The sequence below is a fragment of the Mucilaginibacter sp. genome (assembly GCF_028288185.1).
Lineage (GTDB): Bacteria > Bacteroidota > Bacteroidia > Sphingobacteriales > Sphingobacteriaceae > Mucilaginibacter.
This window is the reverse complement of record NZ_JAQBOF010000018.1, coordinates 1-16520: the sequence shown is the minus strand read 5'-3', so window position 1 is coordinate 16520 and position 16520 is coordinate 1. Positions and strand designations below refer to the sequence as shown.

19 protein-coding genes and 5 tRNA genes are annotated in these 16520 nt (G+C 40.6%); 19 read left to right on the top strand and 5 right to left on the bottom strand.

Annotated elements, in window-relative coordinates; translation table 11 throughout:
- The first annotated feature begins 34 nt into the window (after positions 1–34).
- The 3 genes from JWQ34_RS07445 to JWQ34_RS07435 all read left to right on the top strand — a co-directional run bounded on the left by JWQ34_RS07445 (position 35) and on the right by JWQ34_RS07435 (position 2774).
- Positions 35–913, top strand: a complete 879-nt coding sequence (locus JWQ34_RS07445; protein ID WP_299356043.1) for a helix-hairpin-helix domain-containing protein — start codon at positions 35–37, stop codon at positions 911–913.
- Positions 910–1437 carry an adenine phosphoribosyltransferase gene (locus tag JWQ34_RS07440; protein WP_299356042.1) on the top strand — a complete coding sequence of 176 codons (528 nt, stop codon included), beginning with the start codon at positions 910–912 and terminating at the stop codon, positions 1435–1437. The genes JWQ34_RS07445 and JWQ34_RS07440 overlap by 4 nt, the downstream gene beginning before the upstream one ends.
- Before the next feature lie 74 nt (positions 1438–1511).
- On the top strand, positions 1512–2774 hold the full coding sequence (locus JWQ34_RS07435; RefSeq protein WP_299356041.1) for a glycoside hydrolase family 71/99-like protein: 1263 nt from the start codon (positions 1512–1514) through the stop codon (positions 2772–2774).
- 115 nt (positions 2775–2889) lie between these two features.
- On the opposite strand, the gene JWQ34_RS07430 is transcribed toward JWQ34_RS07435, so the two are convergent.
- The gene (locus JWQ34_RS07430; protein WP_299356039.1) at positions 2890–4086 is read right to left on the bottom strand and encodes a glycoside hydrolase family 76 protein; all 1197 of its coding nucleotides are present in this window, start codon (positions 4084–4086) and stop codon (positions 2890–2892) included.
- A gap of 323 nt (positions 4087–4409) precedes the next feature.
- Here JWQ34_RS07430 and JWQ34_RS07425 point away from each other — a divergent pair, with 323 nt between their 5' ends.
- Together JWQ34_RS07425 and JWQ34_RS07420 are read left to right on the top strand one after the other, a co-directional pair.
- Positions 4410–5156 carry a hypothetical protein gene (locus tag JWQ34_RS07425; protein ID WP_299356037.1) on the top strand — a complete coding sequence of 249 codons (747 nt, stop codon included), beginning with the start codon at positions 4410–4412 and terminating at the stop codon, positions 5154–5156.
- Between the two features lie 260 nt (positions 5157–5416).
- Entirely contained in the window at positions 5417–6526 is a 1110-nt protein-coding gene (locus tag JWQ34_RS07420; RefSeq protein WP_367278603.1) for an acyl-CoA dehydrogenase, read from the top strand.
- Positions 6527–6554: 28 nt separating this feature from the next.
- Here JWQ34_RS07420 and JWQ34_RS07415 read toward each other — a convergent pair whose 3' ends face one another.
- From JWQ34_RS07415 to JWQ34_RS07400, 4 genes are all read right to left on the bottom strand, one after another.
- Positions 6555–7136: an alpha-ketoglutarate-dependent dioxygenase AlkB gene (locus JWQ34_RS07415; RefSeq protein WP_299356033.1), complete on the bottom strand. Its 582-nt coding sequence runs from the start codon at positions 7134–7136 to the stop codon at positions 6555–6557.
- Positions 7123–7392 (bottom strand): Ada metal-binding domain-containing protein, encoded by a 270-nt coding sequence (locus JWQ34_RS07410; RefSeq protein ID WP_299356030.1) that lies wholly within the window; start codon positions 7390–7392, stop codon positions 7123–7125. Before JWQ34_RS07410 ends, JWQ34_RS07415 begins: the two co-directional genes overlap by 14 nt.
- 349 nt (positions 7393–7741) lie before the next feature.
- Positions 7742–8593, bottom strand: a complete 852-nt coding sequence (locus JWQ34_RS07405; RefSeq protein ID WP_299356028.1) for a methylated-DNA--[protein]-cysteine S-methyltransferase — start codon at positions 8591–8593, stop codon at positions 7742–7744.
- Positions 8594–8662: 69 nt separating this feature from the next.
- Positions 8663–10246 (bottom strand): PAS domain-containing sensor histidine kinase, encoded by a 1584-nt coding sequence (locus JWQ34_RS07400; RefSeq protein ID WP_299356026.1) that lies wholly within the window; start codon positions 10244–10246, stop codon positions 8663–8665.
- Positions 10247–10371: 125 nt separating this feature from the next.
- On the opposite strand from JWQ34_RS07400, the gene JWQ34_RS07395 reads away from it, so the two are divergent.
- From JWQ34_RS07395 to rplK, 14 genes are all read left to right on the top strand, one after another.
- Complete coding sequence (locus JWQ34_RS07395; RefSeq protein WP_299356024.1) at positions 10372–10608, top strand: addiction module protein; 237 nt, start codon at positions 10372–10374, stop codon at positions 10606–10608.
- A gap of 1 nt (position 10609) precedes the next feature.
- A complete protein-coding gene (locus tag JWQ34_RS07390) occupies positions 10610–10912 on the top strand; it encodes a type II toxin-antitoxin system RelE/ParE family toxin (RefSeq protein ID WP_299356021.1) in 303 nt (100 codons plus the stop codon).
- 111 nt (positions 10913–11023) lie between these two features.
- Entirely contained in the window at positions 11024–11218 is a 195-nt protein-coding gene (gene rpsU / locus JWQ34_RS07385) for a 30S ribosomal protein S21 (protein ID WP_299356019.1), read from the top strand.
- Between the two features lie 87 nt (positions 11219–11305).
- A complete protein-coding gene (locus JWQ34_RS07380; RefSeq protein ID WP_299356017.1) occupies positions 11306–12196 on the top strand; it encodes a tyrosine-type recombinase/integrase in 891 nt (296 codons plus the stop codon).
- Positions 12197–12208: 12 nt separating this feature from the next.
- Positions 12209–12556, top strand: coding sequence for a ribosome-associated translation inhibitor RaiA (raiA, locus tag JWQ34_RS07375; protein WP_299356015.1), 348 nt, complete (start codon positions 12209–12211; stop codon positions 12554–12556).
- Positions 12557–13137: 581 nt separating this feature from the next.
- Positions 13138–13210, top strand: a tRNA-Thr gene (locus tag JWQ34_RS07370).
- Positions 13211–13309: 99 nt separating this feature from the next.
- Positions 13310–13390 (top strand) — tRNA-Tyr (locus JWQ34_RS07365).
- 83 nt (positions 13391–13473) lie between these two features.
- Positions 13474–13546, top strand: a tRNA-Gly gene (locus tag JWQ34_RS07360).
- A gap of 44 nt (positions 13547–13590) precedes the next feature.
- Positions 13591–13662 (top strand) — tRNA-Thr (locus JWQ34_RS07355).
- Positions 13663–13721: 59 nt separating this feature from the next.
- Positions 13722–14909, top strand: coding sequence for an elongation factor Tu (tuf, locus tag JWQ34_RS07350; protein WP_299356013.1), 1188 nt, complete (start codon positions 13722–13724; stop codon positions 14907–14909).
- Positions 14910–15021: 112 nt separating this feature from the next.
- Positions 15022–15092: transfer RNA gene (locus tag JWQ34_RS07345), tRNA-Trp, on the top strand.
- Between the two features lie 21 nt (positions 15093–15113).
- The gene (secE, locus tag JWQ34_RS07340) at positions 15114–15308 is read left to right on the top strand and encodes a preprotein translocase subunit SecE (protein WP_299356011.1); all 195 of its coding nucleotides are present in this window, start codon (positions 15114–15116) and stop codon (positions 15306–15308) included.
- Positions 15309–15319: 11 nt separating this feature from the next.
- The gene (gene nusG / locus JWQ34_RS07335; RefSeq protein ID WP_214071512.1) at positions 15320–15862 is read left to right on the top strand and encodes a transcription termination/antitermination protein NusG; all 543 of its coding nucleotides are present in this window, start codon (positions 15320–15322) and stop codon (positions 15860–15862) included.
- Positions 15863–16039: 177 nt separating this feature from the next.
- Complete coding sequence (rplK, locus tag JWQ34_RS07330; RefSeq protein WP_299356007.1) at positions 16040–16480, top strand: 50S ribosomal protein L11; 441 nt, start codon at positions 16040–16042, stop codon at positions 16478–16480.
- Positions 16481–16520 lie beyond the last annotated feature (40 nt).

Below are 16520 nucleotides of genomic sequence, written 5' to 3'. Positions count from 1 at the left end.
ATTTATTACTTTAATGCCGTATTTAAACCAAGCAATGAAGTCACGTGTAAAAAATTACCTTTCCATCACAAAAAAAGAGTGGAACGGAATGGTAATACTGCTTTTAATTATAGCAATAATTTTTGCCGCGCCTTACGTATACCAGCAATTTCATACAAATAAGGTTATTGACTTTAAAGATTTTAATAAAGATGCGGTCCTGCTTAATCAGGCCAAAGGCGGCGATGTTTCAGGTTATAATGATAACGGCGCACCACTATCAGACGAAAAAGTAGCCAAACCCACCCTGTTTGTTTTCAATCCCAACAACCTCCCCGCCGAGCAATGGAAACAACTGGGCATGAGCGAGCGCCAGATCAGCATAATAAAACATTACGAAGCAAAAGGCGGCCATTTTAATAAGAAGGAAGATGTAGAGAAGATTTACGGTATTACTGCTGATGATTATAAACGAATAGTGCCGTATATTAATATCCCCGATGAAGGCTATACAGCTAACAAACTGACAGTCGGCGAAGTTGTTGATCTAAACACTGCCGACTCTACCAAACTCACCCGTATACATGGCATCGGCCCGGCTTTCGCTGCGCGGATAGTAGAGTACCGCAAAAGATTAGGAGGGTTTTTAAATAAAGAACAACTAAAAGAAGTTTATGGAATTGACAGTATCAAGTACGCCGAAATACAGAACCAGGTAAACATCAACACAATTCACATCAGCAAAATAAATATAAACGCGGTTGATTTTGAGGGACTGCGCAAGTTTCCGTATCTAACCAATAAACAAACCAACGCGGTTATCCAATATCGCTTACAACATGGCAATTATCAGTCAATAAATGATATGAAGAATATAGCTATAGTTGATGGGATAATTTTGCGTAAAATTGAACCATATTTAAGTTTTAAATGATAGAACAACAAATCAAATCAGCCGTACGTGATATACCCGATTTCCCGAAGCCGGGCATTGTATTTAAAGATATTACCACCATATTAAAAGATCCTATATTATGCGATGGGATTGTTAATGCGTTTGTTGACAAATTGCAAGGCATACGCATTGATGCCATAGCAGGGGTAGAGAGCCGCGGATTTTTATTTGGGTTGACATTGGCTACCAGAATGGGTGTGCCATTTATACCGGTGCGCAAGGCGGGTAAATTGCCTTATACTATCCGCCAAAAAAAATACGACCTGGAGTATGGCACCGCCACTATCGAGATGCATACCGATGCCTTTGAACCCGGCGCGCATATTTTATTGCATGACGACTTGCTGGCTACCGGCGGTACTGTAACCGCGGCCAGCGACCTGATACAAGAAATGGGCGGCGTGGTCTGCGGTTTCTCTTTTGTGGTAGGATTGGGCTTTTTAAAAGGTAAAGAACGTATAATGCCGATAAGTGATAAGATAATTGTGCTGGCAGAGTATTAATGCGCCGGCACTGCACCATGGCGCAGGTGGTGCAGTAATAAGCGTAAAAGAATTACCATACTAAAGCGATGTATATGATGAGATCAGTATCAGTTATTTTATTACTTATGCTTTCGGCATATATCACTAATGCCCAAAAATATGTGCCCAGCACCACTACGTTAAATAATAAAGTAATGTTTGGCTACCAGGGCTGGCACGCCACGCCCAATGACGGATCTAACAACCACGTATGGCGGCATTATTTTGGCGCACGTACACCTGATGCCGCGAATGCTGATTTTGACCCATGGCCGGATATGCGCGAGTATCCCAACGAAGTGCAGGAAGCTACCAATATGAAATATCCGGACGGCTCACCGGCAAAGCTGTACTCTGCTTATAAATATGGCGCTGTCGATCTGCATTTTAAATGGATGATGGAGCATGATCTGGACGGTGTTTTCGAGCAGCGTTTTGTTACTGATATTAAATCACGTGGCGGCGCGAGGCACTTTAACCAGGTGGTGCGCAATGTTAAACAAGCCAGCGAAAAATACAAGCGGGTGTATTGTATCATGTATGATATATCGGGTGCGGGCCCTAACTGGAAACGCGATCTGATCAACGATTGGAAGTTTTTGGTAGATTCGTTAGAGGTAACCAAAGGCAAATCCTACCTGCATCATAATGGCAGACCTCTGTTGTCAATATGGGGATTGGGTTTTGACCATACTAAGCCATTTGCCCCGATAGAGCAGGCCGATTCCATACTGGATTGGTTCCACCACGTTGCCGAGAAAAAATACCAGGCCACTATTATGGGTGGTATTAACGACACCTGGCTTACGCACAGCGATGAGTGGAAAGCGGTATACAATAAAATGGATATCATAAGCCCCTGGGCGGTTGGTCGTTTTGGCGATGACCGGGGTGCCGATAAATTCCGCGACCGTACCGTAGTGCCCGATAAAGCCTATTGCGATGCACATAAAATTGATTACCTGCCGGTTATTTTTCCCGGGTTCTCCTGGTATAATTTACGTCATGGTAAAAGTCCGTTTAACCAAATACCACGCAGGGGCGGAGCGTTTTACTGGCATCAATCATACAACGTAATTAACGCCGGAGTAAATATGGTGTATATAGCCATGTATGATGAAATTGATGAAGGCACCGCCATGTACAAAGTGGCTCCAACCGCGGCAGAAAAACCGGCAAATGAAAAGTTTTTATCGTTAGACCAAGATGGGATAGCACTGCCATCTGATTGGTATTTGCAGTTAGCGCAGGCGACAAGTAATATTTTGAGAGGTAAGGTGAAGAATAGTGTGGAGTTGCCTGCTGGGTTGAAGTAATAATAGAAATCCGCTACTAGAATATTGGCCGAGGCTATGCCTCTAATAAAAAAGTCCGGATTATAAATCCGGACTAATAAATTGGTTTGATATATTATAAACGAGCAAGTAATTGTTAACGATAGTCGTATATATTATTTACCATTGATACGCCGCAGGTGGTCTGAAACGCATTAAGTACTTGCGTATCTGAAGTTCGTGTACCCCAGGTGTTCCACATTAACCCTTGCGAGTTGCGGATAGACCAGGCTTGCGAACCGTTAAAATCCAACCAAGCCCCGTAAGTGCTTACCGTACCGGTATGGAATACAAACTGGCAAGCCCAGCGGGCAAAAATGCTTTTCATCCCCTGGGTATCGGCATTGCCGTTCTCGTCTTTCAGTATTCCGCCTGATGTAATACATAAGCTGGATTTTGCATAGTTCATAGCATTACTGCCCATCCCTAAATAATCAACTGTAGGATAGTCAGCTCTCAACAAATCGCAAGCACCGATGAAAGTTCCTTGTGTGTATGAAAGCGCACCTTCAGTTATTGTTCCGTTTGGAATGATGGCCCCTTTTACCTCGCCGGTTGATGCCGTATATAATCGGCTCACTATCCAGTCCATTATCAGTTTGGCTTTTGTTTTATAGGTGGCATCGCCGGTAGCCTGGTACAGCAGCATGGCACAAATAACAGCTGGCGCATTTACACAGGTGTTTTTGGATGTTTTATCCGTTGTCCACCATAAGCCTCCACCTAAAACCGTGGTGTCCCAGGCGCGGCTATACATCATGTCAAAATTGTTTTTAGCCATAGTAAGCATACCACCGTCATTAGTGATCTTGTAGGCCCGGACGCACATCAGCGATCCCCAAACTATGTCATCATTAAACTTATTACTGGTCCAGAGCAAGCCGTAGCCATCCCTTACACCATTGTACAAGTAGGAGATCTTGTTCTTCAGATCTGTACTTGGGTTAATGTTATAAGCATCTATTAGCATTTCAATTGCTTCTTGTTGTGTCCAGAAATCCATCCGGCCGGTATGGCTATCATCCTTCCAGTAATATGCCTTAAACGATGGCCCGTAAGTGCCATATTGATTATAAAAGTGATTGTTGTAAACCTGTATGGCCAGTAATGCATCGCTTTTGGCGGGCAGTGGCGGACTGGATAAATTAACACCCGTTACTGTGGTAACTATGGCCGCGTTACTAGCCGACTGCTCTTTTTTACAGCCTGCAAAAATAATACTTACACCTAATGCTAAAATAGCTAATAGCTGTTTGCTGCGCTTTAAATAATTGTTGTTGATCTTTCTTCTCATAATTTAAAAATTGAATTGTTTTATAGTGATTTACTTGCTCGTTCAGTTTAGCGAATGGAAAAAGATGACAGTAATAGACATTAATTACTTTACTATAAAAGGTAGACAGGTTTATAAGAATTGGTCTTAGGCTGAATTGGAATCAGGTATTGTACGCAACAAGCCGGAGATAGGTTATGTTTTATATTATAATTAAAAGATTAAATGTGTTGTGCTGATTAATGAAAAATAAGTATTATTTAATATTATAGCATTAGTTAATATTTGGATTTTATAAGTCATATACTTAATTTGCAATACAATACCTACCAATTATCAACCTTATGAAAACCAAAATTATACTCTTAGCATCATTATTATTATGCATTATGTTTGGCGCCTGTAAAAAGAAAGACGCTACACCGAAGCAACAAATTAAACTGATATCAAAAGTTACAGCAGTAGGCGGCCTCAATGGTGACCAAACCACTGTAACATCTTTTAGTTATGACAGCAAAAACAGGTTGATTCAAAGAGGGGGCTATTACTATACCTATAGTGGTGACGATTTGGTAAGTATTAGCTATGGGCAAGGTACTAATGCAAGCCTTGTTTATACATTTACCTATAACAATGGCGTGCCGGTTAGCATGCACATTAAAACAGGACCTATTGATGAAAGTTATACCTACACGGTTATAGATGGCCGCGTAACCAAACGTACCGGCAGCGACAGCTACAGCTTTGTGTATACTTATTCAGGAGATAATTTGGCTTCATCGAAAATAGTTACTTTTGTGAACGCAACTAATTATGATTACGGTTTAGACAAAAATCCATATTATAATCCTACCGCTAAATATATGTTGCTGAACTCAAACGACCAGGAGAACGATTACATGAGTAAGAACGTGGTTATACAAAGCTATTACCAGCAATATCCGTTTCTGGGTTCGCAATATAATTATGTACCTGGTGTTGACGGGTACCCAAAATCGGTTGTTGTTAAAACAAATCCGCCTAATGATCCTAATTCGTTTATTTATAAAACTTTGACCTTTGAATATGTGATGAGAGATGTTGCTCAATAAGCACGTAAACATCATTGTATCGTGTTCCATTATCCGCAAAAAAAAGTTTTAATATTAAGTTACATCAATAAACAGGTTTAAATGAACTAAACCTACTATCTGTACCGTATACCCATTTGGTCCCTTTTTACGGTGCCCCAAAGTGAAACTAATCTGTAATTTTTGGCGTTACTTTGTTGTAAATCAAATAAAAAATAATGGATTCTTTGCTAACAGACGTATCAGCCGGATACAGTTTTTCTTCTAACAATAACCAGGTAATGGTGGGCCAGATGGCACGCGATTTTGCCGAAAAAAATATACGCCCCTACGTAATGGAGTGGGACGAAGCACAAATTTTCCCGGTAGAATTGTTTAAAAAACTAGGTGAGCTGGGTATGATGGGCGTTTTAGTGCCCGAAGAATATGGCGGCTCGGGTTTTGGCTATTTTGAGTACGTTACCGTAATTGTAGAGATTGCTAAAGTATGCGGATCGATAGGTTTATCGGTTGCCGCGCATAACTCGCTTTGTACCGGCCATATATTGGCTTTTGGTACCGAGGAGCAAAAACATAAATGGCTGCCTAAACTGGCAAGCGCCGAGTGGATAGGTGCCTGGGGATTAACAGAAGCCAATACCGGATCGGATGCGATGGGGATGGAAACAACCGCTGTATTAGATGGCGATCATTATATTGTAAACGGATCAAAAAACTGGATCACCCACGGTAAATCCGGCGATGTTGCAGTAGTAATGGTACGTACCGGCGCCAAAGGCGATTCGAACGGCATATCGGCCATCGTAATAGAAAAAGGAACCCCCGGTTTTACACACGGAAAAAAAGAAAATAAATTGGGCATGCGCGCTTCAGAAACTACCGAGCTGGTGTTTGACAACTGTCGTGTACCAAAAGAAAACATACTGGGACAAGAGGGTGAGGGCTTTAAGCAAGCCATGAAAGTGCTCGACGGGGGCCGCATATCTATCGCGGCCCTGTCGCTGGGTATTGCCAAAGGCGCTTTCGAGGCTGCAGTTACTTATGCCAAACAGCGCCGCCAGTTTGGGCAGGCTATCGCAAATTTCCAGGGCATCCAATTTAAACTGGCCGATATGGCAACCGAAATTGAAGCTGCTGAACTATTGATCATGCAAGCCGCGGATCTGAAGAACCGCCACCAGCCGGTAACCAAACAATCGGCTATGGCAAAATATTTCGCGTCAGAAGTAGCGGTAAAATGCGCCACAGAAGCCGTACAAATATTTGGTGGATATGGTTATACAAAAGATTTCCCGGTAGAAAAATATTATCGTGACGCTAAGTTGTGTACGATAGGAGAAGGTACTTCTGAGATACAGAAGATCGTTATCAGTAGGGAGATATTGAGGTAGTGTCACACTGTTTGAAATGACATTTAATTTAAACCATCGTCCTAAAAGTTAAATTAACCCGCGGCGCGGTTATCTTTTTTGATTTAGGCAAACTATGCAGCCAGTTGGTTTGTGTAGCGCCTTTCATAACCAGCAAACTGCCATTCTCTAATATCAGCGAAACCGGGTCTTTGCTAACACGATGTTTAAGCGCGAATTTGCGTTCGGCACCAAAACTTAATGAGGCTATAGACGTGTTTTTTCCCAATGATTTTTCATCATCACTATGCCAGGCCATACCTTCATCGCCGGTATGGTACAGGTTAAGCAGGCAGGAATTATATTGTTGGCCGGTTAGTTCCTCAACCATTGCTTTTAGTTGCAATAATTCTTTTGTCCAGGTTAAGGCTTGTTTGGTGGTGTTAGAGTAAGTATAGCTATAACCATCATCGCCATACCAGGCTACCTTACGTTTAGTGATGATATGCCGGCCAAATATAATGGCTTCATCATTTTTCCATTGAATAGTATCCAGTAGAGTATTTAAGTATTGATTGGCTTTGTCTGTATTCATTACGCTACCGTAATAGTTAACCTCGCCATCATAGGGTAATAAGTTATTTAATGCCATTGTTTAATTTCCATAGTTTAAATTGTTCACGCATGCAGTGGCCGCATGGGCGGTACCCATTATGCAATGCTTCCTGCTCGTCTTTAAAAAACACCTGATTCACAGGTTTTATTCGCTTACCCGGTTTGCAGATAATCGTCCCATAGATCTTCCCCTTAGCATAACCGCCCAGTGTTATTTCGCCTTTGGCGATGAGTGATTGTAATATTCTAAGCCGGGCAAAAGTTGTAGGGCCTAAATCAGTGTGATTTATCATAATTAATTTGTTTAGCCCTCTTTATCGCTTGCGAAAGAGAGGGCCGGCCAGCGTAGCGTAGTCGGGTGAGTCGCCGCTTGCAATCAACGTGCGCCGTTGACTCACCCGGTCATTGCTTCGCTTGACCACCCTCTCTTCGCCTTCGGCAGAAAGAGGGTTTGTTTTTGCCTTTATATTTGCAATTAGCTAATATTCAAATTCATAATCCATATTCACTCATAAAAAAACAGACGAATAAGTTGTTGCACATTTTTGTTTCACTGGTTTTTTATAAAATGCTTATTATAAATTAGTTAATCAGAAACCTTGTTTCATCTGTTTCACATTTCGTGAAACAAAACAAAAAGAGCTACACCTCTGCAAACGCCTTCGATGCTTCCCAACCAATCATCGCGTTTTTGCGCTGACTGCCCCAATGGTACTGCCCGGTTTCGCCGGTTGATTTTATTACCCGATGGCAAGGGATCAGGAAAGCTACCGGGTTATCAGCCACTGCCGAACCAACCGCGCGGCTGGCATTGGGGTTTTGCAAATTACCCGCCAGGCCCGAGTAGGTGATTAGACCACCCATAGGTACTTTTAATAATGTTTCCCAAACTTTTAATTGGAAGGGCGTTCCTTTTAGGTGCAATTTAATATCGCTTAGTTTGCTCCAATCCTGCGTGAAAATGTAGATAGCGTTTTGCTGTATGATATCTAGAAACAGGTTGTAGGTAGCATTGGGGAATTTCTTTTGTAATTCGGCAAATGCTTCATCGTTATCTCCATCGGCGAAAGCCATATAGCAAACACCCTTGTTGGTTGATGCTACTATGATAGTACCGAAAGGGCTTTCGGCAAAACTGTAGTTAATGTTTAACTGCTCGCCGCCGTTTTTGTATTCGCCGGGTGTCATGCCTTCAACTTTTATAAAAAGGTCGTGCAGTCGGCCAGTGCCTGACAGGCCGGTCTCGAAAGCGGTATCAAATAAGGATACTTGTTTATCTTTTAAAATATATTTGGCGTGTTCAATACTCAGGTATTGTAAAAACTGTTTAGGTGTTACGCCGGCCCAGTCTTTAAACATGCGCTGGAAATGAAAGGGGCTTAGGTGTACATACTCTGCCACTTCTTCTAATGTAGGCTGGCGTTTATAGTTTAGCCGTAAAAACTCTATGGCTTCGGCTATTCTGTTATAATCAATTTCGTTCTGCGTTTCCATGATCGTTATCATTTAATGATACAAATGTACCGGCTTGCAGAACGGTACGAAACCCGATTCTTGCGGAGTTTACAGCGCTAGCTTATTATCAATAGGTATAGTAAACCAAAAGTTACTGCCGCTGCCTACATTACTATCGACCCCAATTTTACCATTATGACGGGAAATAATCTCTGAGCTTATGTATAAACCCAACCCTAAGCCCGAAAACTGGTGCCCAAAAGCATCAACCCTATAATAGCGATCAAATAAATGCGGTAGTTTTTGCGGGTTAATGCCTATGCCAAAATCGCGCACACACACGGTGGCCTGCTCATTATCATGGTTAACCGTTATCTCTACCCGTTTTGATAGCGGCGAGTATTTTATGGCATTACCTATCAGGTTTATCATTACCTGGTCTATCCGGCGGTAATCAGCATAAACCATTAGTTCGTCATCGCCTAAAAAAACAAATTCATAGTTGTTTATCGGGTTTATATGGTCGCAGCAATCTCTTATCAATTCAACCAGGTCAAAACGGTTGATGTTAAGTGCCAGTTGCCCCTGTTGTATTTTGGTAACGTTCAATAAGTCGTCAAGCAGGTGTATCAACTTATTTAAATTGTTACTGGCCTTGTTTACAAACATTGGTACTTTATCAGATGCCGGATCTGTTTTAACCAATTTCTGCAATATCTGCATGGACGCGCTCAACGAGGTAATAGGCGTTTTTAATTCGTGACTAGCAACGCTTATAAATTCATCCTTACGCACCTGTACCTGGTATTTTTCGGTTACGTCCTGCAATATGCCGCTAAACTGGTAAACGTTTCCTTCCGCATCAAACAAAGCACTGCCGGTGGCCTCAACAATGCGCTTTGTTTGGTCCTTTAGGCTTTGTATAGTGTATGTAATATTATAATTCCCGTCTGATCCTTTTGCCATTGCTTTCTGGATGGCTTCGATAACTCTGCCCTTATCCTCATCAACCATTGCTGCAATGGCATGTTCAAGCGCTATTTCTTCATCGCATGGTAATCCAAACCACTCCTTCAGCCTATCATTACCTATAAATTTATTGGTAACCGGGTCAAGGTCCCAGGTACCCAGATCAGCAGTTTCAATGGCAAATTCCAACTCGTTCTTAGCGGCTTGTATGTTGTTGTATGATTGTACCTGCTCCGTAGTTTCATTACAGATCACCAAAACACCACCGGGATTACCGGTTTCGTCCAATACCTTGCTGTAGCTAAAGGTCCAATAAACGTCTTCTAGTTTGTTGTTGCGGTAAATAGGTATGAGTTGGTTTTCGCTCCAGGTTGATTCGCCGCCTTTAAGTACATTATCTATTAAGGGCTTAATTACGGGCCATGTTTCGGGCCAGCAATCCGCGCCGCGTTGGCCCAGTGCTTTTGGGTGCTTGCCATTTTGTCCTAAGCTGGGGCGATAAGAATCATTATAAAACTGTATCAACTCTGGCCCCCACCATAAAAACATAGGGAAGGGTGAGTTTAATATAATGCTAATGGTAGTTAATAAACTTTGCGACCAGCCTTCCGGGTCGCCCAATACGGTTTTGCTCCAGTCAAAATCGCGGATAAGTTGCCCCATTTCGCCGCCGCTTTGTAAGTAATGGCTGTATGTTGTTTGTAAGGGGGTGTTTGTAATCATGTATAGTATACTTGCAATTAGGCGGTTAAATATAGATAGATTAAACAGAAATACAATTCAAATGTTTTACGCTGTAATAACATTCAGTGCTTAAATTTTATTAATTTTGTTTAAAAGCAAAGTGTATGGATACCTTAACAATAAGGCAAAAATTATATGAATATATTAAAGTTGCCGATGACGACAAAGTTGAAGCTATATATACCATTATTAAAGATGATGTAAACATACCTTATGAGTGGTGGAATGATGATGAATTGGTTGCTGAATTGGACCGCCGTTCGGCGGATCTGAAAAGTGGGAAGGATAAAGGTTTTACTTGGGAGGAAGTGAAAGCACGATTATTAAGCCGATCTAAATAGCGTGAAAAATGCTATCATATTTTCATCGTTCGCTTCGAAAGAAATCGATGAATCATTTAATTGGTATGAAAGCCGCTCAATGGGTTTAGGGGATAGATTTGTTGATGTTGTAGATAAAGCATTTGCTGTTCTTTCAAAAAATCCGATAGCATTTCCAAAAAAGAAACATAATTATAGGGATATGGTAATTGATACTTTTCCTTATATTATTGTGTATGAATATGATCATATAGAAAGTTCAATATATATCTTGCATGTTTTCCATACAAGTCGTAATCCAAAACATAAATACAAACGAAAGTAATTTATGGACAGGAACGAATTGATATTAATATTGCATTAATCAAAAAACCTATTTGTAAATCAAAACATTGTGCGTACATTTGCCGTCCCTGAAAGGAGGTATTTTGGAATTATGATCATAATCAACGTTAAAGAAGGCGAATCATTAGACAAAGCATTAAAACGCTTTAAGAAGAAATTTGAAAAAACTGGTGTATTGCGCGAGCTTCGCAGCCGTCAGGCATTCGAGAAAAAATCGGTAAGCCGTCGTCACGAAATCAAACATGCCATCTACAAACAAAACATGAACCTTGAACCAACTGTTTAATTCTTTGTAAAAAGAAATTTCAGTTTTCTTGTAAACATATATAAAACTATTTGTACATTCATTCTATCGGATGCACAAGTAGTTTTTATGTTTTTAGACCGGTTTATACATTATATTAAATTCGAAAAACGGTACTCTCCGCATACGGTATCTGCTTATCAGTCAGACCTTGATCAGTTTATTGGTTTCCTGAACCATCCAGATCAAACCATAACACACCCGCAACAAATTACCCACTATCAGATACGTAACTGGATGGTTGAGCTGATGAACCAGCAGCTAACCGCGCGTTCCATCAATCGTAAAATTGCTACGCTACGCAAATACTTTAAATTTTTGGTGCAAGATGGGATATTAACTATTAACCCGGCATCAAAAATAAACACACCCAAAATTCCGAAACATCTGCCTGTTGTTGTTGAAGACGCACGCCTTATCCAGATGCTGGATAATGGCAAAGTGTTTACCGACGACTTTAAAGGCACACGCGATAAACTGATCATTGAAATGCTGTTTGGCACCGGCATGCGCCTGGCCGAATTATTAGGAATAAAAGACAGCGATATTAATACTTACGAGGATACAGTTAAGGTTTTAGGCAAGCGAAACAAGGAACGCATCATACCGCTTAACCGAGAATTGAGCTTATTGCTATTGAGATACAACGAGTTAAAGAAAAGTGAAAATTTTAGTAACAATTCATTAACATTGATCGTTACAGATAAAGGGGCAAATGCATATCCAAAGCTAATTTATCTAACAGTGCATAAATATCTATCTAACATATCAACCCAAAATAAAAAGAGCCCCCACGTGTTGAGGCACACCTTTGCAACCAGCCTGCTCAATGCGGGAGCTGATTTAAATGCGATAAAAGAATTACTGGGCCATGCCAACTTAAGCGCTACTCAAATTTATACGCATAACTCTGTCGAGAGACTAAAATCTATTTATAAACTCGCCCATCCAAAGGCATAAAAAGGAGGAACCATGAAAATTACAGTGCAATCAATTCATTTTACTGCAGACAAAGGATTATTAGAATTTATACAGAAGAAAGCCGACAAGCTGGATACCTTTTATGACAACATTATAAATGGCGAAGTTTATTTAAAGCTGGAAAACGTAGAAGACGAAGCAAATAAAATAGCCGAAATAAAACTGCAGTTGCCGGGCAACCTGATTTTTGCGAAAGAACAATGTAAAACTTTTGAAGAGGCGACAGACCTTGCAATTGAGAGCCTTCGTAAGCAAATTGGGAAGCATAAAAAGCGGAAAGAGATTGCCGCTCAAGAGGTTAAAAAGGCCGTACTGGCATCAACCGAAGAGGAATTTTAACAATAAATAACCCCTTATATTTTATTAAGATCGACAGCTTGAAAGGCTGTCGATTTTTTTTTTGATAAGATTGTATCTTTTATAATGAAAACGTTTGCTGTTAATATAGAAGAAAAGAAAACTGGAAAAGGCTAGTAAGGCTATATTGGATGCAATGAGTTTAAATTACATTGTGAATGAAGGCACTATGCAATTTATAATCGTTTAAGAAAGTCAGTCGCAGAAATAAAGCTATTAAAGAAGGTAAAATTCAACTTCAGGATGCTAAGGAGTTCTTAAAAGAACTTTAGAATTGTATTTTTTGGATGCTTTAAAATCCCTTTCTCGCTGTAAATCAACCTGAAAAATCACTCAAAATTAGCCTCCAAAAAGTCATTGAGTTTTTTTTGATAAAAAATTTTGTACAGCGTTATTTATTTGTAAATTTGCAATCCCTTTCGGAGAGGTGTGTAACGCGCTTCTTCAACAAAAGAGGATGGTTCTTTAAAATAAAAAATATTACACCTTATAAATAGCCGGCGATTTTTGCAGGTTAGTCTTGAACGATCTGTATTGATCAGCAGCTTATCAGGTATATATTAGCCTCCTTAGCTCAGCTGGTAGAGCGACTGACTTGTAATCAGTAGGTCATTGGTTCGATCCCGATAGGAGGCTCAGTTTTTTATTGAGTGAATGAGTGAATTTTAGAATGAGTGAATGTTAAAGTTCTTTATTCAGTAAGTCACTAATTAAAACATTCAATAATCAACAAATGGGGGGATACCAGAGCGGTCAAATGGGACGGACTGTAAATCCGTTGCTTCGGCTACGAAGGTTCGAATCCTTCTCCCCCCACAAAAGGGAGTAAGCAGTTTGCGGTAAACAGCTTGCAGTTATTAACTGCTGACTGAAAACTGTAAACTGCAAACTTATTTAAAGCGGAAGTAGCTCAGTTGGTAGAGCGATAGCCTTCCAAGCTATAGGTCGCGAGTTCGAACCTCGTCTTCCGCTCTTGGAGGCTCATTAGTTAATACAACCAATGAGCTAACAAATAAGCCGACGTAGCTCAGGGGTAGAGCACTTCCTTGGTAAGGAAGAGGTCATGGGTTCAAATCCCATTGTTGGCTCAACTTTATAGTATATAGTAATAATAGTTTAAATATAAATTAACCAAACATAATAAATCATGGCAAAAGAAAAGTTTGACCGTAGTAAGCCGCACTTAAACATCGGTACTATCGGTCACGTTGACCACGGCAAAACAACCCTTACCGCGGCTATTACTAAAGTATTATCTGACGCAGGTTTCTCAGAAGCTCGTTCATTCGAATCTATTGACTCTGCTCCAGAAGAAAAAGAGCGTGGTATTACCATCAACACTGCTCACGTTGAGTACTCAACTAAAAACCGTCACTATGCACACGTTGACTGTCCAGGTCACGCGGATTATGTGAAAAACATGGTTACAGGTGCTGCTCAAATGGACGGTGCAATTATAGTTGTTGCTGCAACTGACGGCCCAATGCCTCAAACTCGCGAGCACATTCTTTTAGCCCGCCAGGTAGGTGTACCTTCATTGGTTGTGTTTATGAACAAAGTTGACATGGTTGACGATCCGGAATTGTTAGAATTAGTAGAGATGGAAATCCGTGAGCTACTTTCATTCTATGATTTCCCTGGTGATGATATCCCTGTTATCCAAGGTTCTGCTTTGGGTGGCTTAAATGCTGATCCGAAATGGGTTGGAAAAATTATGGAATTAATGGATGCAGTTGATGCTTACATTCCAATTCCTCCTCGTTTAACTGAGCTCCCTTTCTTGATGCCTGTTGAGGACGTATTCTCGATCACTGGTCGTGGTACTGTTGCAACCGGCCGTATCGAGCGTGGTGTAATTAACTCAGGCGAGCAAGTAGACATCTTAGGTATGGGTGCAGAGAACTTAAAATCAACCGTAACAGGTGTTGAGATGTTCCGCAAGATCCTTGACCGTGGCGAAGCTGGTGACAACGTAGGTTTATTGTTACGTGGTATTGAAAAAACTGATATCCGTCGTGGTATGGTTATTTGCAAACCAGGTTCAGTAACTCCACACACTGACTTTAAAGCAGAAGTTTACGTATTATCAAAAGCAGAAGGTGGCCGTCACACGCCATTCTTTAACAAATACCGTCCGCAATTCTATTTCCGTACAACAGACGTTACAGGTGAAATAACCTTAGCTGAAGGTGTAGAAATGGTTATGCCTGGTGATAACGTTACCATCAATGTAAAATTGATCAACGCTATCGCAATGGAAAAAGGCTTACGTTTCGCTATCCGTGAAGGTGGCAGAACTGTAGGTGCTGGCCAGGTAACAGAGATTGTAAAATAATTTCATCCACCTTTGGTGGAGCATAACGGTTAATTTTTATGTAAAGTACCAGGACTTTTTGTCTTGGTACTTTATCAATATTATAAAGTTCCTTCGGGGATTAAGGGTTTACACGGGAATAGTTCAACGGTAGAATAGAGGTCTCCAAAACCTTTGATCAGGGTTCGAATCCTTGTTCCCGTGCATTATAGCAAATAACTAAGAATGGCTAACGTATCTCAATATATTAAAGAGTCTTACATAGAGTTGACCCAGAAAGTAACCTGGCCAACCTGGCGCGAACTACAAAGCAGCGCGGTTTTAGTATTAGTAGCGGCAGTAATAATTGCCATGCTGATATTTGGCATGGATCAGATCATTGGCATTCTGCTTAATAAGTTTTATAGTTCACTAGCTTAATATATATAAGGATGAGTGATCAATTAAAATGGTACGTTGTACGTGCAATAAGTGGTAAGGAAAAGAAAGTAAAACAATACGTTGATGCTGAAATTGCACGCTTAGGCATTACACATTTGGTACCGCAGGTATTAATACCTACCGAGAAATATTACCAGATGCGCGATGGAAAAAAGATAGCTAAAGAGCGTAACTATTTTCCGGGATATGTATTAATGGAAGCTGTATTAGATGGCGAGTTAGAGCATATTATAAAAAATGTGAACAGCGTTATTGGTTTCCTGGGCGATAAACAAGGCAATGCTATCCCATTGCGCCAGGCAGAAGTTAACCGTATTTTAGGTAAGGTTGATGAAATGAGCGCGCAAGGCGAAACCATGAATGTTCCATATTACGTTGGCGAAAACGTTAAAGTAATGGATGGACCTTTCAACGGCTTTAGCGGTGTGATTGAAGAGGTTAACGAAGAGAAAAAGAAATTGAAAGTTATGGTAAAGATATTTGGCCGCCGTACGCCGCTTGAATTGAATTACATGCAAGTAGAGAAAGAATAATAGTATCTAGTAGCAAGTATCAGGAAGAATATTTGGTGCGATTTTGATATTGAAGATAATGGTTAATAGCCGGAAAGTAAAAAGTCTAGATACTTGATACTAACTACTTAATACCAGACTAACAAATGTTACATAGCTTCCACTTTATAACATTGAATAATTAAATAAAAAAGCAAAATGGCAAAAGAAGTCGGTGCAATGGTTAAGCTGCAAGTAAAGGGCGGTGCTGCAAACCCATCACCTCCAATCGGACCTGCATTAGGTGCAAAAGGGGTGAACATAATGGAGTTTTGCAAACAGTTCAACGCACGTACCCAGGACAAACCTGGTAAAGTGTTACCTGTGCTTATTACTGTTTACGTTGACAAATCTTTCGATTTTATCATTAAAACACCTCCTGTAGCTATCCAGTTAATGGAAGTATCAGGTTTAAAAGGCGGTTCGGCCGAGCCAAACCGTAAAAAAGTTGCCAGTGTAAACTGGGATCAGGTGGAGCAAATTGCTAAAGATAAAATGGTTGATTTAAATGCATTTACAGTAGAATCAGCCATGAAAATGGTAGCAGGTACTGCCCGCAGTATGGGGATAACCGTATCAGGTACGGCACCCTGGAATTAATTAAATTTATACAAATCAGTTTAAGACAGTGGCTAGATTA

Excerpts from the sequence above, each read along its gene's own strand:
- JWQ34_RS07425 (WP_299356037.1), top strand. The coding sequence starts at position 4,410 with ATGAAAACCAAAATTATACTCTTAGCATCATTATTATTATGCATTATG.
- JWQ34_RS07380 (WP_299356017.1), top strand. The coding sequence starts at position 11,306 with ATGTTTTTAGACCGGTTTATACATTATATTAAATTCGAAAAACGGTAC.
- secE (WP_299356011.1), top strand. The coding sequence starts at position 15,114 with ATGGCTAACGTATCTCAATATATTAAAGAGTCTTACATAGAGTTGACC.
- JWQ34_RS07400 (WP_299356026.1), bottom strand. The coding sequence starts at position 10,246 with ATGATTACAAACACCCCCTTACAAACAACATACAGCCATTACTTACAA.
- JWQ34_RS07415 (WP_299356033.1), bottom strand. The coding sequence starts at position 7,136 with ATGGCATTAAATAACTTATTACCCTATGATGGCGAGGTTAACTATTAC.
- JWQ34_RS07405 (WP_299356028.1), bottom strand. The coding sequence starts at position 8,593 with ATGGAAACGCAGAACGAAATTGATTATAACAGAATAGCCGAAGCCATA.
- JWQ34_RS07395 (WP_299356024.1), top strand. The coding sequence starts at position 10,372 with ATGGATACCTTAACAATAAGGCAAAAATTATATGAATATATTAAAGTT.
- JWQ34_RS07445 (WP_299356043.1), top strand. The coding sequence starts at position 35 with ATGAAGTCACGTGTAAAAAATTACCTTTCCATCACAAAAAAAGAGTGG.
- nusG (WP_214071512.1), top strand. The coding sequence starts at position 15,320 with ATGAGTGATCAATTAAAATGGTACGTTGTACGTGCAATAAGTGGTAAG.
- JWQ34_RS07440 (WP_299356042.1), top strand. The coding sequence starts at position 910 with ATGATAGAACAACAAATCAAATCAGCCGTACGTGATATACCCGATTTC.
- rpsU (WP_299356019.1), top strand. The coding sequence starts at position 11,024 with ATGATCATAATCAACGTTAAAGAAGGCGAATCATTAGACAAAGCATTA.
- JWQ34_RS07410 (WP_299356030.1), bottom strand. The coding sequence starts at position 7,392 with ATGATAAATCACACTGATTTAGGCCCTACAACTTTTGCCCGGCTTAGA.
- JWQ34_RS07435 (WP_299356041.1), top strand. The coding sequence starts at position 1,512 with ATGATGAGATCAGTATCAGTTATTTTATTACTTATGCTTTCGGCATAT.
- JWQ34_RS07420 (WP_367278603.1), top strand. The coding sequence starts at position 5,417 with ATGGTGGGCCAGATGGCACGCGATTTTGCCGAAAAAAATATACGCCCC.
- raiA (WP_299356015.1), top strand. The coding sequence starts at position 12,209 with ATGAAAATTACAGTGCAATCAATTCATTTTACTGCAGACAAAGGATTA.
- JWQ34_RS07430 (WP_299356039.1), bottom strand. The coding sequence starts at position 4,086 with ATGAGAAGAAAGATCAACAACAATTATTTAAAGCGCAGCAAACAGCTA.
- tuf (WP_299356013.1), top strand. The coding sequence starts at position 13,722 with ATGGCAAAAGAAAAGTTTGACCGTAGTAAGCCGCACTTAAACATCGGT.
- rplK (WP_299356007.1), top strand. The coding sequence starts at position 16,040 with ATGGCAAAAGAAGTCGGTGCAATGGTTAAGCTGCAAGTAAAGGGCGGT.